The 14,745-nt window shown below is 54.5% G+C and carries 10 protein-coding genes and 1 pseudogene; 10 read left to right on the top strand and 1 reads right to left on the bottom strand.

Features of this window, described 5'->3' with window-relative positions; all coding sequences use genetic code 11:
* Positions 1-5 precede the first annotated feature (5 nt).
* From ruvA to KNP76_RS03165, 6 genes are all read left to right on the top strand, one after another.
* Positions 6-593 carry a Holliday junction branch migration protein RuvA gene (gene ruvA / locus KNP76_RS03190; RefSeq protein WP_034818028.1) on the top strand — a complete coding sequence of 196 codons (588 nt, stop codon included), beginning with the start codon at positions 6-8 and terminating at the stop codon, positions 591-593.
* 10 nt (positions 594-603) lie between these two features.
* Positions 604-1,599: a Holliday junction branch migration DNA helicase RuvB gene (gene ruvB, locus KNP76_RS03185; protein ID WP_034817963.1), complete on the top strand. Its 996-nt coding sequence runs from the start codon at positions 604-606 to the stop codon at positions 1,597-1,599.
* 4 nt (positions 1,600-1,603) lie between these two features.
* A complete protein-coding gene (queA, locus tag KNP76_RS03180; protein ID WP_034817964.1) occupies positions 1,604-2,662 on the top strand; it encodes a tRNA preQ1(34) S-adenosylmethionine ribosyltransferase-isomerase QueA in 1,059 nt (352 codons plus the stop codon).
* Entirely contained in the window at positions 2,659-3,804 is a 1,146-nt protein-coding gene (gene tgt / locus KNP76_RS03175) for a tRNA guanosine(34) transglycosylase Tgt (RefSeq protein WP_034817965.1), read from the top strand. Before queA ends, tgt begins: the two co-directional genes overlap by 4 nt.
* Positions 3,805-3,885: 81 nt before the next feature.
* The gene (gene yajC / locus KNP76_RS03170) at positions 3,886-4,164 is read left to right on the top strand and encodes a preprotein translocase subunit YajC (RefSeq protein WP_021066898.1); all 279 of its coding nucleotides are present in this window, start codon (positions 3,886-3,888) and stop codon (positions 4,162-4,164) included.
* A 189-nt stretch (positions 4,165-4,353) separates the two neighbouring features.
* The gene (locus tag KNP76_RS03165; RefSeq protein ID WP_214842612.1) at positions 4,354-6,114 is read left to right on the top strand and encodes a methyl-accepting chemotaxis protein; all 1,761 of its coding nucleotides are present in this window, start codon (positions 4,354-4,356) and stop codon (positions 6,112-6,114) included.
* A gap of 40 nt (positions 6,115-6,154) precedes the next feature.
* Here KNP76_RS03165 and zupT read toward each other — a convergent pair whose 3' ends face one another.
* On the bottom strand, positions 6,155-7,009 hold the full coding sequence (zupT, locus tag KNP76_RS03160; protein ID WP_214842610.1) for a zinc transporter ZupT: 855 nt from the start codon (positions 7,007-7,009) through the stop codon (positions 6,155-6,157).
* A 218-nt stretch (positions 7,010-7,227) separates the two neighbouring features.
* Here zupT and secD point away from each other — a divergent pair.
* From secD to KNP76_RS03135, 4 genes and pseudogenes are all read left to right on the top strand, one after another.
* A pseudogene (gene secD / locus KNP76_RS15780) lies at positions 7,228-9,445 on the top strand (protein translocase subunit SecD).
* Positions 9,446-9,547: 102 nt separating this feature from the next.
* Positions 9,548-11,842, top strand: a complete 2,295-nt coding sequence (gene recJ, locus KNP76_RS03145) for a single-stranded-DNA-specific exonuclease RecJ (protein ID WP_214842605.1) — start codon at positions 9,548-9,550, stop codon at positions 11,840-11,842.
* A gap of 1 nt (position 11,843) precedes the next feature.
* Positions 11,844-12,362, top strand: coding sequence for an adenine phosphoribosyltransferase (locus tag KNP76_RS03140; RefSeq protein WP_034809662.1), 519 nt, complete (start codon positions 11,844-11,846; stop codon positions 12,360-12,362).
* A 187-nt stretch (positions 12,363-12,549) separates the two neighbouring features.
* Positions 12,550-14,739, top strand: a complete 2,190-nt coding sequence (locus tag KNP76_RS03135; RefSeq protein ID WP_034809660.1) for a RelA/SpoT family protein — start codon at positions 12,550-12,552, stop codon at positions 14,737-14,739.
* Positions 14,740-14,745: the final 6 nt, after the last annotated feature.

The following is a 14,745-nucleotide window of genomic DNA, read 5'->3' as shown; positions in this document are numbered from 1 at the left end:
TGACCGTGATTGAATTCGTAAAAGGCTCCGTCGCCTATGTGTGCGCGGAATATATAACGTTGGATGTTTCGGGCGTCGGCTACAAAGTACATGTGCCTAACCCGTTTTTTTATCGTGAACAAGACGAACATGTAATCGTATTTACGCACCATTACGTGCGCGAAGACCAACAGACGCTATACGGCTTCCGGTCACGCCGGGAGCGCGAGCTGTTCAATAAATTGCTCGGCGTCAACGGCATCGGACCGAAAGGGGCGCTCGCCATCGTCGCTTCAGGTGACATGGATGCGCTCATCGATGCGATTGAGACGGAGAATGAGAAGTATTTGACGAAGTTCCCAGGCGTCGGCAAGAAGACGGCCAAACAGATGGCGCTCGACTTGAAAGGGAAGCTCTCCGAACTCGCCCCAGACTACGTGCCGCAGACAGGCTTGTTCGCCCAAGGGGCATCAGAACTCGACGAGGCATGCGAAGCGCTCGTCGCCCTCGGCTACTCGGAGCGGGAGATTGCCCGTGTCCGTAAAGAACTGAATTCAGAAATCCTGACGACAGACGCTTACATAAAGCGCGCCTTGCAGTTGTTGTTGAAATAAGGAGGAAGCTATGGACGAACGGTTGTTGTCACAATCCCATCAACAATATGAAGACTCAGAAGAGTGGAGCCTGCGCCCGCAAAAGTTCGAGCAGTATATCGGACAAGAGAAGGCAAAGGGCAACTTGTCGATTTTCATTCAGGCGGCGAAGTTGCGCCGTGAAACGCTCGACCACGTCCTCCTCTACGGTCCTCCGGGGCTCGGGAAGACGACGCTCGCCCAAATCATCGCCAACGAGATGGGCGTCGGCATCAAGACGACAGCGGGTCCTGCGATCGAGCGGCCAGGTGACCTAGCGGCGATTTTATCGACGCTCGAACCGGGTGACGTCTTGTTCATCGACGAGATTCATCGACTCAGCCGGACGATTGAAGAAATTCTTTATCCGGCGATGGAAGACTACTGTCTCGATATCGTCTACGGGCAAGGCGAGATGGCACGAAGCGTCCGCATCGACTTGCCGCCGTTCACGCTCGTCGGCGCGACGACACGGGCCGGCATGTTATCGGCCCCGCTCCGTGACCGCTTCGGTGTGACGCTCAAACTCGAATATTACGAGACGCACGAGCTCGCCGCCATCGTCAGCCGGACGGCCCAACTGTTCCGACTATCAATCTCACCAGAGGCGAGCGGGGCGATTGCGAAACGCTCGCGCGGCACGCCGCGAATCGCCAACCGGCTATTGCGCCGCGTCCGTGACTTCGCCCAAGTGGCGGGGACGAAAGAGATCAATCCAGAGCTCGCTTCAAGCGCGCTCGACCGGTTGCACGTCGACGCGCTCGGGCTCGATGAGGTCGACCACCGGCTATTACGGGCGATGGTCGAACGGTTCGGTGGCGGACCGGTCGGGCTCGAGACGCTCGCTGCGACGATTGGGGAAGACGCCCAGACGATCGAGGACGTGTATGAGCCGTATTTGTTGCAACAAGGATTCCTCCAGCGCACCCCGCGTGGACGGATGATCACCCAGTACGCAAAGACGCATTTTGGTTATGAAGAGGAGTAACGCTATGCAAGACATTCAATTAAACGTCAACGACTATGATTTTGAGTTACCAGAAGAACTAATCGCCCAAGTGCCGCTTCTCGACCGGACGAGCTCACGCCTCTTGGTCCTCGACCGCGACACGGGCGACATCGAGCACCGTCATTTCCGTGACGTGCTCGACTATTTACAGACAGGCGACGCGCTCGTCGTCAACGACTCGCGCGTCTTGCCGGCCCGATTGTTCGGTGCGAAGCAAGAGACGGGCGGGAAAGTCGAGCTGCTGCTCTTGAAACAGACAGAGGACGACGTCTGGGAAGCGCTCGTCAAACCGGCGAAGAAAGTGCGCGTCGGCGCCATCGTCGAGTTCGGTGATGGACTGCTCCGTGCCGAGTGTGTCGAGGAGCTCCCGGAAGGCGGACGTCGCTTCAAGTTCGACTATGACGGCATCTTCTATGAGATCTTAGATGAGCTCGGTACGATGCCGCTCCCGCCGTACATTCGCGAACAGCTCGATGATCAGGACCGCTATCAGACGGTATATGCGAAAGAGCGCGGGAGTGCGGCCGCACCGACGGCGGGACTGCACTTCACGGAAGAACTGCTCGAGGCGGCACAGGCGAAAGGCGTCAAGCTCATCCCGCTTACGCTCCACGTCGGGCTCGGCACGTTCCGTCCGGTGACGGCCGATTCGATAGAAGAGCATACGATGCACAGTGAATATTTCGAGTTATCTGATGCGTCGGCAAACGCACTTCGCGACGTCCGTGCAAACGGTGGCCGCGTCTTCGCCGTCGGGACGACATCGACCCGGACGCTCGAGACGATCGTGCGCGACCATGGGGACTTCGTCGAGTCATCGGGCTGGACGGACATCTTTATCTACCCAGGGGTCGACCTACAGGCGATTGACGGGCTCATCACGAACTTCCACTTGCCGAAGTCGACGCTCGTCATGCTCGTCTCGGCGTTCGCGTCACGCGACATCATCTTGAACGCCTACCGTACCGCGGTACAAGAACGTTACCGCTTCTTCAGTTTTGGAGATGCGATGCTCATCACGAGGAAGGAAGAGAACAAATGACCAAACACGCAGTCACATACGAACACATCCACACATGTAAACAGACAGGGGCGCGGCACGGAATCGTCCATACGCCGCACGGCTCGTTCGAGACACCTGTCTTCATGCCGGTCGGGACGCAAGCGAGCGTCAAGACGATGGCGCCGGAACAAGTCAAGGCGATGGGCGCGAACATCATCCTGTCGAACACGTATCACTTATGGATTCGTCCGGGACACGAAGTCGTCAAACAAGCGGGCGGCCTTCATAAGTTCATGAACTGGGACGGCGCTATCTTGACGGACTCGGGCGGGTTCCAAGTGTTCTCGCTCGCCGACCTTCGTAACATCCAGGAAGAAGGCGTCCACTTCCGCAACCATTTGAACGGGGACAAGCTGTTCCTCTCACCAGAGAAGGCGATGGAGATTCAAAACGCGCTCGGGTCGGACATCATGATGGCGTTCGACGAGTGCCCGCCATTCCCGGCGACCCATGAATACATGAAGAAATCGGTCGAACGGACGAGCCGCTGGGCGGAGCGTTGCCTCGAAGCGCACGAACGTCCGCAGGATCAGGCGTTGTTCGGGATCATTCAAGGCGGTGAGTACGAAGATCTCCGTCGTCAAAGTGCGGCCGACCTCGTGTCGCTCGATTTCCCGGGTTATGCGGTCGGGGGCTTGTCAGTCGGTGAACCGAAAGACGTCATGTACCGCGCGCTCGAGTTCACGACGCCGTTCATGCCCGAAGATAAGCCACGCTATTTGATGGGCGTCGGCTCGCCGGACGCATTGATTGAAGGCTCGATTCGCGGGATCGACATGTTCGACTGCGTCTTGCCGACGCGAATCGCCCGTAACGGGACGCTCATGACGTCGAAAGGGCGCGTCACGATCAAGCACGCGAAACATAAGACCGACTTCGGTCCAATCGATGAGAAGTGTGACTGCTACACGTGTAAAAACTACTCGCGCGCATACGTCCACCACTTGATTCGTGCCGACGAGATGTTCGGCCTCCACCTCTGCTCGACGCACAACCTCCATTTTCTCGTCAAGTTGATGGAGCAAGTGCGCCAGGCGATTCGTGAAGACCGTCTCCTTGATTTCAAGGAAGAGTTTTTCGAAGAATATGGGTATAACAAACCGAACGCCAAGAATTTCTAATTCTTCCACAGTCATTGTGTGACAACGATTCAGTTTCACGGTATAATGAACCTGATATTGAAGGAAAGGGTGAATTTACGCATGGAAACTCTCGTAGCACTATTACCGATGATCCTTATCTTCGTCGTATTCTACTTCTTGTTGATCCGTCCGCAGACGAAACGTCAGAAAGAAGTTCAATCGATGCAAAACGCGCTTGAGCGTGGGGATCACGTCGTAACAATCGGCGGCCTTCACGGCGTCGTCCACCAAATCGAAGATACACAAGTCACATTGAAATGTGATCAGTCACTCCTCAAGTTCAATCGCAGTGCGATTGCTGAAGTGACGAAAAAAGGCAACTCGTCATTCGCCGAGTAACCAAACAACGCCTGACCACCATTGGTCAGGCGTATTTTTGTGTCTAAGAGATGAATGAAATCGTTCTTTTTTTGTCAAACTGTGTCAATACGACGAATCATCCACCTGTTTTCTAAAAATTAATTTGAATCGTGAAAACGTTTGCATTATCGTCAAGTTGAGAAGAATTGGAAAGAAGGAGAAGAAGACATGGATGTGAAACGATTGCTACGCCCGCTTAAAAATTGGAAGGTTCGACGTCGTCCAGAGAGGCTGAAAGGCCGCTCGTCGATGCGGCGTAAAATGGCGACCGCGCTCGTCCCGACGTTGATCGCCTTATTGCTTGTCGGGGGACTTGGCTCGTACCAATTACAGAGTGCCACGTCAGAGTATGACCGGGTATTGAACGAGCGGGTGCAGGACATGCTCGTCGCCGAAGATTTGGCACTGACCGTGACGGATGCCGAGCGTTATTTGAACTACTATCTGCTCGTCTCGAACCCGAAGACACTGATCAGTCTCGAAGCGGCACAGACAAAACGCGACGAGTTAATGAATACGCTTAAACAGTCGTCGTCAGATGCGAAAGTCATCGCCTGGATTGGTGACCTTGAGAAGTTCAATCAACATCTCGACACGGAAATGGCGCGCGTCATCGACCTCCGTCAACAACAAGACGAGATTGGCTATAAGACGGTGCTCAATACGAGCGTGACACCGACGACCGATCGCGTCCGGATGACGGTTACCGATCTCGTCACGTATCAAGACGAGGCGCTTGCCGCTGAATCGGAAGCGGTCCAAGCGAGTGCTGGGCAGTCAATCATCTGGATGATCGTCATCAGTGTCATCGGTGTCGCCATCGGTCTATTCTCGCTGTTCGCACTTCAAAAGCTGTTCTTGAAGCCAATCAATCGACTCGTGAGCGAAGCGCGCGTCGTCGCGGAAGGCGATTTGACAGGGGACGATATCGAGGTCGGTTCGAACGATGAGCTCGGTGACCTTGTCACGGCGTTCAACGATATGAAACGCAACCTTGTCGGCCTGATTCGTCAAGTCGGGGCGGCCTCGGACAAAGTGACGGCCTACTCGGAAGAACTGTATGCCAGCACGGACCACGTCGCCACGACGACGCAAGGTGTGGCCGGTCTATTCGAACAGATGAACCTCGCGGCGCAAGTCACGGCGAAACGAGCCGAGGAAGGGACGTCTGGCGTCAATCAAGCCGTCGTCGGCTTGAATCAAATCGCCGCGGCCTCGCAAGGCGTGAACGAGCAGACGATTCATACGCTCGAAGCGGCGAGTGGTGGCCTCGAGACGATTCAGTTGGCCGAGCAGCAGATGCGGGAGATTCAACAAGCGAACGACTTGACACAACAGATGGTCGAGCGCTTATCGAATCAATCGCTCGAGATTGAGAAAATCACCCGTTCCATCACAGCGATCACGGAACAGACGAACTTGCTTGCCTTGAACGCTGCGATTGAAGCGGCCCGAGCCGGGGAGCATGGCAAAGGGTTTGCCGTCGTCGCAGCCGAGGTCCGAAAACTGGCTGAAGAGTCGAAGCAGTCAGCGAAACAGATTCAAGCGGTTGTCGTCGATATTCAACGCGACACGTCGGAAGTGGAGGCGGCGTTCGATGTTACGAGCCAGCACGTGACGAGCGGCGTGACCCAAATGGGAGAAGTCGCTGGTGCGTTCCGTGAGATCGTCACTGTCATCCAAGAGACATCCCGTCAAATGAGCGAGATTGCGGCAGCGACAGAAGAAGTAAGTGCGAACACGACCGAAGTCGCGGTCTCGGTCGAGGACATGTCGACGAACGCTGTCTCGACGCAACGAAGCGTCGAAGAGGCGGGTGCGAACGTCGAAGAGCAACTCGCCGCGATTCAAGAGATTAACGGCATCGCCGAGACGATGAGCCACATGTCGGTCGAGTTGAAAGACCTCGTCCATTTGTTCAAGGCATAAAAATAGCGTCTCCTCGATTATCGAGGGGACGCTATTTTGATTACATTAACAAAATCAAACTTGCTGCCATGACCATCATACCGGCGACCATGCCGTAAACCGCATGGTGGGCCCGGCCGTATTCACGGGCGGCAGGGAGCAATTCATCGAGCGAGATGAACACCATGATGCCGCCGACAGCCGCGAAGATGATTCCGAATACCGTGTCGCTCAAGAACGGCATCAACAACAGGAAGCCGACGGCCGCGCCGATCGGTTCAGCGAGTCCGGATAAGAAGGACAGTTTCAGCGCCTTCTTCCGAGAGCCGGTCGCATAGTAAATCGGGACCGAGACGGCGATACCTTCCGGGATGTTGTGCAACGCGATGGCGATGGCAATCGCGAGACCGACAGCTGGGTCATCGAGGGCTGAGATGAACGTGGCCAAGCCTTCCGGGAAGTTATGGATGGTGATGGCGAGTGCCATAAAGATCCCCATCTTATGAAGCCGCTGTTTCGTCTCGTGGTTCAACGGGACGCGTTCGGTCGCCGTCGTCGCGAGTTCTTGGGACGACGGGTCGTTTTGCATCGTCTCGACGAATTTGACTTCATGCGGGTTCTCGGGAGACGGGATAAACTTGTCGATCAAGGCGATCAACAGCATCCCACCGAAGAACGCGAGGACCGTATAAAGAGTACCGGTCTGCTCGCCATGGGCGCCGACGAGTTCAGCGAGTGCCTTCGGGAAAATCTCGATAAAGGATACGTAAATCATGACCCCGCCTGAGAAGCCAAGGGACACCGACAAGAAGGCTGTGTTGGTCCGTTTGGCGAAGAAGGCGATCATACTTCCGATCCCCGTCGCGAGTCCAGCGAACAATGTCAGTAAAAAGGCATAGATAATCGTGCTATCCATGGATAAGGACTCCTTTACATGTAGTGTAAGTTGATAATCACATCATAGCTCAAGTTTTGCCCTAATGCAACATTTAGTCGCGCGCGCAAAAAAACGTGGGAAATCAACGCGCGCGTGTTACAATTTTAGGAAAACGATTGATAAATGTTTAGAATATTTGTAATGTTAACGAGAGAAGTTTTTTTACGAGAACATGTGTTTAGAAAGGAATTTGTCGTATGTACAAAAAAGGGAATATCGCGATCTTTGCGGTCATCATGATTGCAACGATTCTACTCGCCGTCTTCACGACACCTTGGGTCGAGAAGAACACGAACCTCGGTCTCGATTTAAAAGGCGGGTTTGAAGTGCTGTATGAAGTGCAACCGCTCGAAGACGGCGATGTCATCGACCAATCGGCGATGAATGCAACCGTTCGCGCTATCAACAACCGGGTCAACGTGCTCGGTGTGTCTGAACCGGATATCCGGATTGAGGACAGTAATCGAATCCGTGTCCAACTCGCAGGCGTATCGAACCAAAACGATGCGCGCGAAGTCCTGTCGTCGACGGCGCAACTCACGTTCCGCGATGTGGACGATAACGTCCTGCTCGACGGGAAAGACCTCGCACCGCGCGGGGCATCCGTCAGTTATAACCAACAAAATCAGCCTGTTGTCGAATTGACGCTCCAGTCAGCGGAGAAATTCGGTGAAGTGACGTCGCAAATCGCGCAGCGTCAACCGCCGGAAAACCGTCTCGTCATCTGGTTGGACTATGAAGAAGGCGACACGTACGAAGAAGAGATTCAAAAAGAGAACTCAAAGATCGTGTCGGACGCATCCGTCACATCTCCGATTCTTTCGGATAAAGCCATCATCTCAGGTGGCGGCATTGACGCCGAGAGCGGCCGACGCCTTGCTGACATTTTGAACGCGGGTGCGCTTCCGGTCAAACTTGAAGAGATTTACTCGACGTCGGTCTCGGCCCAGTTCGGCCAAGACGCCCTCGACAAGACGATCTTCGCGTCCTTAATCGGGATTGCCGCGGTCTTCTTATTCATGTTGTTCTTCTATCGTTTGCCGGGCCTCGTCTCGATTATCACGCTCGTGCTCTATATCAACTTGATCATGCTGTTCTTTAACGGCATCAACGCCGTGTTGACGCTGCCAGGGATTGCCGCACTCGTCCTCGGTGTCGGGATGGCGGTCGATGCGAACATCATCACGGCAGAGCGAATCAAAGATGAGCTCCGTTCTGGGAAATCGGTGTTGTCGGCGTTCCGTGCCGGTAACCGCCGCTCGCTTAGCACGATCATTGACGCCAACTTGACGACGCTCATTTCGGCCGCGGTTTTGTTCTACTTCGGGACGAGCTCGGTCAAAGGCTTCGCGATCATGCTCATGATCTCAATCGCGATGACGTTCATCTCGAACGTCTTCATCTCACGTTATTTGATGCACCTCCTCGTTTCAAGTCGTCTGTTCGACAAACGCAAAGGATGGTTTGGTGTGAAGGAGAGTGAAATCCGTGAACTTTAAGCTCACTGAATGGAACTATGTGAAACATATGCGTACGATGTTCCTCGTCTCGTGCGCCATCGTCATCATCGGTCTCGGCATCTTGTTGTTCCGTGGCCTCAACCTCGGGATTGATTTCGCGTCTGGGACGCGGGTTGAAGTTCAAACCGAGACACAAGTGTCGCAAGAAGAACTCGAGGTAGCGTTCCGCGAGGCGGGCGTCGACGAATCGATCTCGTCGGTCCAATACGCGGAGGGCGGCACGCTCGCGAACGTGACGTTCGTCGGACAGCTCGGGCAACAAGACGTCGCATCTGTCAAAGACGTCTTTACGGAGACGTTCGGAAGCGACCCGAACATCAGCACCGTCTCGGCCGAAGTCGGTCGTGACATCGCCCGAAACGCCATCTATGCGGTCGCACTCGCGTCGCTCGGGATTATTCTCTATATTACGTTCCGTTTCGAGTTCTCGTATGCGGTCGCGACTGTCGTCGCCATGCTTCATGATGCCTTCTTCATGATCGTCGCGTTCTCCATCTTTGGCATCGAAGTCAACTTGTACTTCGTCGCTGCGATTTTGACGATTATCGGTTACTCGGTCAACGATACGATCGTTACGTTCGACCGTGTCCGTGAGAACATTCAGGCGTATGAGAAAGAACGGAAAATCAAATCGATGGACGTCTACCGTTCAATCATCAACCAGTCGATTCAAGAGACAATCGTCCGCTCGGTCAACACGGTCATCACCGTCCTTCTGACAGCGCTCGCGTTGTACGTGTTCGGCGCCGAATCGATTCGCGGCTTCTCGGTCGCGCTTCTCGTCGGTCTGTTCATGGGTATGTACTCGTCGATTTTCATCGCCTCATACCTCTGGCTCCTTTTGAAAAAAATGACGCTCAACAAAAAGAAAGCAGAGCCCGCCCCAGAGGCGTAATCCATAGGTCTCCCGACTTCGGTCGGGGGACCTTTTTAAATGTCAAGACGGCACATCGTTCGCTCCTTCTGATATAATCAACAGTTGATTGGAGTGAAGGACATGTATCATGCAAAAAAACGGTGGGTGTATCCGGAGACGGATGCGACCGCGATTGAACGAATCCAAACCGAATTAAATATATCGCCTCAACTCGCGACGTTGCTCGTCGAGCGGGGGCACGCTGACGTCGAGGCGGCGCGCGCGTTTCTTCACGTCGAGGACGAGCTCACGTTTCACGATCCATACTTATTCGAACAGATGACGAAAGTCGTCGAGCGCATCAAACGGGCCGCGGACGACGGCGAGATGGTCCTCATCTACGGGGACTATGACGTCGATGGCGTCAGCGCCTCGGCCGTCATGTGGCACGCCTTGACCGAGATTGGCGTCATGGCCGAATGCTATATCCCGAACCGGTTCACAGAAGGGTACGGGCCGAACAAAGAGGCATTCAGTTGGGCCGCGAATGAAGGGTTCACGCTCATCATCACGGTCGACTGCGGCATCTCTGGGATTGAAGAGGCGGCACTCTTAAAAGAGCTCGGGGTCGATTTGATTCTCACCGACCACCACGAGCCGAAAGAGACGCTCCCGGACGCGTTCGCGATCATTCATCCGCACATCGATGCTACCTATCCGTACGACAAGTTGGCCGGTGCCGGCGTCGCCTTGAAGGTCGCCCATGCGGTGCTCGGCCGCATGCCGGCAGAGCTCCTCGACTTGGCCGTCCTCGGAACGATCGCTGACCTCGTGCCGCTCGACGGGGAGAACCGTCTCCTCGCGAAGCTCGGCCTGAAGGCGCTCGACGAGTCGAAACGGCCCGGTATCCTTGCGTTGCGCGAAGTGTGCGCGTTGACGGACGCGCCGCTTACCGAGGAGTCGGTCGGCTTCGCGTTCGGGCCTCGCATCAATGCAGCCGGACGCCTCGACTCTGCGATGCCGGCTTTGCAGATGCTTCTCGCCGAGACGGAAGCGGAAGCGCTCGAGCTCGCGCAGCAACTCGATAAACAAAATAAAGAACGCCAAGATATCGTCAAGACGATTGCGAAAGAGGCGACCGAGCTCGTCGAGGCCTCGATGACGGACGACCGCGTCCTCGTCGTCGCAAGCGAGCGCTGGAATCCTGGCGTCGTCGGCATCGTCGCGTCACGACTCGTCGAGGCGTATTACCGCCCGGTCATCTTGCTCTGTCACGACCCGAAGACAGGGAAAGCGAAGGGGTCTGGCCGCTCGATTGACGGCTTCGACTTGTTCAAGGAGCTGTCGAAAAATGAAGACATCCTCCCGCACTTCGGTGGACACCCGGCCGCGGCCGGGATGACGCTCTTGTCTGAGAACGTCGCCGAGCTCCGGAAACGATTGAACGAACAGGCAGAAACAATCCCGGACGAGACGTTCGTCGCCCGGGTCAACGTCGACCTGAAACTCGACGTGAACGATGTGACGCTCGATCTAATCGCCGAGATTAACAAGCTCGCCCCGTTCGGGATGGGCAACCCGTCACCGCGCGTCGTCGTCGCGGACGCGCGGCTCCGTGATATCCGCCAAATCGGGCGGGACAACTCACACTTGAAAGTGCAGCTCGCCGGGGACAAGCGTGAACTCGACGGCATCGGGTTCGGCTTTGGGCACATCATCTCGGAAATCTCGAAGATGGCCCACGTCTCGCTCATGGGCAGCCTCCAGGTGAACGAATGGAACGGGATGCGCAAGCCACAACTCATGATTCAAGACATGCGCGTCGATGACTTCCAAGTGTTCGACTATCGCGGCAAGAAGAAGTCGCTCCAAGAGCTCGACGAGTTGCCGAAAGATGCGACGTCATTCGTCTCGTTCCAAGGGACGTCTAAACCGTTTCCGCTCCATGAAGGGGACGAGCCGCTCAACCGCTTCGTCGTCCTCCTCGATTTGCCCGATGACGAGTCTGAGCTCGCGGATCGACTCCATGACGGGGTCGAGCGTGTGTACTGTGCGTTCGGACAAGGCGACTCGCTGTTCGAGAAGTTGCCGACACGGGAGGATTTCCGAACATATTACGTCCATATGGCGACGTGCGAACGGAAAAACTTGCGTGAAAACTTGATTCGCCTGTCAATCGAGCGAAAATGGTCAAAAAATACGATTCAATTTATGCATCAAGTATTCTCTGAACTCGAATTTCTTGTTACAATGGAAGACGGACTGCCTGGAGTAAATCCGGAAGCGCCGAAGCGTGATTTGACGGAAGCGCCATGCTACAAACGTCGAGTCGGTAAACAACAACTCGAAGAGCGTTACGTCTATGCGTCGTTGGCGGAACTGAAAGAGCGGTTACAAACGTTGCGATCGAACAAGATGCAGGAGGCTTACTCATAAAATGGATTTCAAACAACATATTAAAGAAGTAGCGGATTACCCGAAAGAAGGAATCAGCTTCAAAGACATCACGTCACTTATGCAAGACGGTGTCGCGTATAAGAAAGCGGTCGACGAACTCGTCACTTACGCACAGGAGCGCGGCGCAGAACTCATCGCCGGTCCTGAAGCGCGTGGATTTGTCGTCGGTTGCCCGGCTGCATACGCACTCGAGCTCGGCTTCGTACCGGTCCGTAAAGAAGGCAAATTGCCGCGCGAGACGGTGCGTGTCGCTTACGGTCTCGAGTACGGGACGGACATCTTGACTATGCACAAAGATTCAATCAAACCAGGTCAACAAGTCGTCATCTTGGACGATTTGCTTGCGACAGGTGGAACGATTGAAGCGACAATCAAAATGATCGAACAACTCGGCGGTGTCGTCGCGGGAATCGGGTTCTTGATTGAGCTTGACGGCCTCGGCGGACGTGAGCGTCTTGAAGGATATGACGTCTTCTCGCTCATCCGTTACGAAGATTGATTGAAAGGGAAGCGAACGCTTCCCTTTTTTGAATAGTTTTTAAGTAAAATAACCCGCAACCTTTGACAGGTCGTCAGATTTTTTTGATAATAGTAAGTAAAATTAGAATGTACATGTACGTTCACTACTACCATGCTGCGTCGAATCCGAGACGATTGGGGCGGTAAGAAAAAGGGTGTCGAATGTTATGACCAAAAAACAAATCGTAAGTATTGAGGACCTTCTCGACGCGCTCGGGGAGTATATGGGTGAAGACGACATTGCCGAAGTGAAGCGCGCTTACGAATACGCAAAACTGCATCATACCGGTCAGTTCAGACGTTCCGGCGAACCTTACATCCTCCACCCGGTCCAAGTGTCCGGGATTCTCGTCGATATCGGACTCGACGCGACGACGATTATCGGGGCGCTCCTTCACGACGTCGTCGAAGACACGGACGTGACGCTCAAGGAGTTGGCGGATGAATTTGGTGCGGATGTGGCGATGCTCGTCGATGGCGTCACGAAGCTCGGGAAAATCAAGTACAAGTCGAAGAAAGAAGAGCTCGCCGAAAACCATCGTAAGATGATTATCGCGATGGCAGAAGACGTGCGTGTCATCTTGATTAAGCTCGCCGACCGATTGCACAATATGCGGACGCTTCAACATATGCCAAAAGAGAAGCAAGTCCAAAAAGCCGAAGAGACGCTAGAAATCTTTGCCCCACTCGCACACCGGATGGGGATCTCGACGATCAAGTGGGAGCTCGAAGATATTTCGTTACGTTATATCAACCCGCAGCAATACTACAAGATCGTCTCAATGATGAAGCAGAAACGGACCGAGCGAGAAGCACTCGTCACGTCGGTCATCACGGAAGTGAACGCCGTCCTCGAAGAAGTGTCGATCGAGGCGGACGTGAACGGACGTCCGAAACACATCTATTCTATCTATAACAAGATGGTGAAGCATAAAAAAGAATTCAACGAGATTTATGACTTGATGGCCGTCCGCATCATCGTCGATTCGATTCGCGACTGCTACGCCGTCCTCGGGATTATCCATACGCAGTACAAGCCGATGCCAGGGCGTTTCAAGGACTACATCGCCATGCCGAAACCGAACATGTATCAATCGCTTCACACGACGGTGATCGGACCGAAAGGTGAACCGCTCGAAGTGCAGATTCGCACGAAAGACATGCACTTCATCGCCGAGTTCGGGATTGCCGCGCACTGGGCGTATAAAGAAGGAAAAAACGTCGCGACGAACGGGTTCGATGAAAAAATCGCCCACCTTCGTGAGATTCTCGAGCTACAAAAAGATACGACGGACGCCGAAGAGTTCATGGAATCGCTCAAAGTCGACTTCTTTAGCGACATGCTGTACGTCTTCACACCGAAAGGCGACGTCTTCGAGTTGCCGAAAGGCTCTGTCCCAATCGACTACGCGTATCGGATTCACACCGAGATCGGTCACCGGATGACCGGTGCGAAAGTGAATGGACGGATGGTACCGCTCGACCATAAACTCGAGACCGGCGACATCATCGAGATCATCACGTCGAAACACAGTTACGGGCCGAGCAAGGATTGGCTCAAACTCGCCGTCTCGAGCCAAGCGAAAAATAAGATTCGTCAATGGTTCAAGCGCCAACAGCGCGAAGAGAACGTCGAGAAAGGGAAAGAGCTCGTCGAGGTCGAGATAAAGAAACTTGGCTTCGAACCGAAGGAAGTCATCGACGACCAGGCGCTCGCCGTCGTCGTCGAGAAGTTCAACTTCGGCAACGAGGAAGAGATGTATGCGGCTGTCGGCTATCACGGTATCACCGCGGCCCAAGTCGCGCATAAGTTGACAGAGAAGCAACGGAAAGAGCCGAAGCTCGAACTGTCTGATGCAATCAACGAGCTGAAAGTGAGCCAGTCGCCGAAGAAGAAGACGGCCGAGGCCGGCGTGACGGTGAAAGGGATCGACAACATGCTCATCCGGATGAGCCGCTGTTGTAACCCCGTGCCGGGCGATGAGATTGTCGGCTATATCACGCGCGGACGTGGCGTCTCGATTCACCGGAAAGACTGCTTGAACATCATCAACGAGCAACACCCAGAACGCCTTCTTACCGTCGAGTGGGAAGCCGGACAAGCGAAAGAGAAGAACTATAACGTCGACATCGAGATCACGGGATATGACCGGTCTGGCCTCTTGAACGACGTGCTTCAAGCCGTCTCGGCGACGAACACGAACATCGTGGCGGTCAGCGGTCGCGGGGATACGAACAAACAGGCCCGCATCTCGATGACGATCTCGATTCCGAACGTGAACCATCTGCAAAAAGTCGTCGACCGAATCAAACAGATTTCGGACGTGTACTCGGTCAGCCGAGTCATGATGACGTGACGAAAG

This window comes from Exiguobacterium sp. s150, from assembly GCF_018618435.1.
In the GTDB taxonomy this organism is placed as follows: Bacteria; Bacillota; Bacilli; order Exiguobacteriales; family Exiguobacteriaceae; genus Exiguobacterium; species Exiguobacterium alkaliphilum.
Note: the sequence above shows the minus strand (reverse complement) of the source record. Positions and strands in the feature narration are given on the sequence as shown.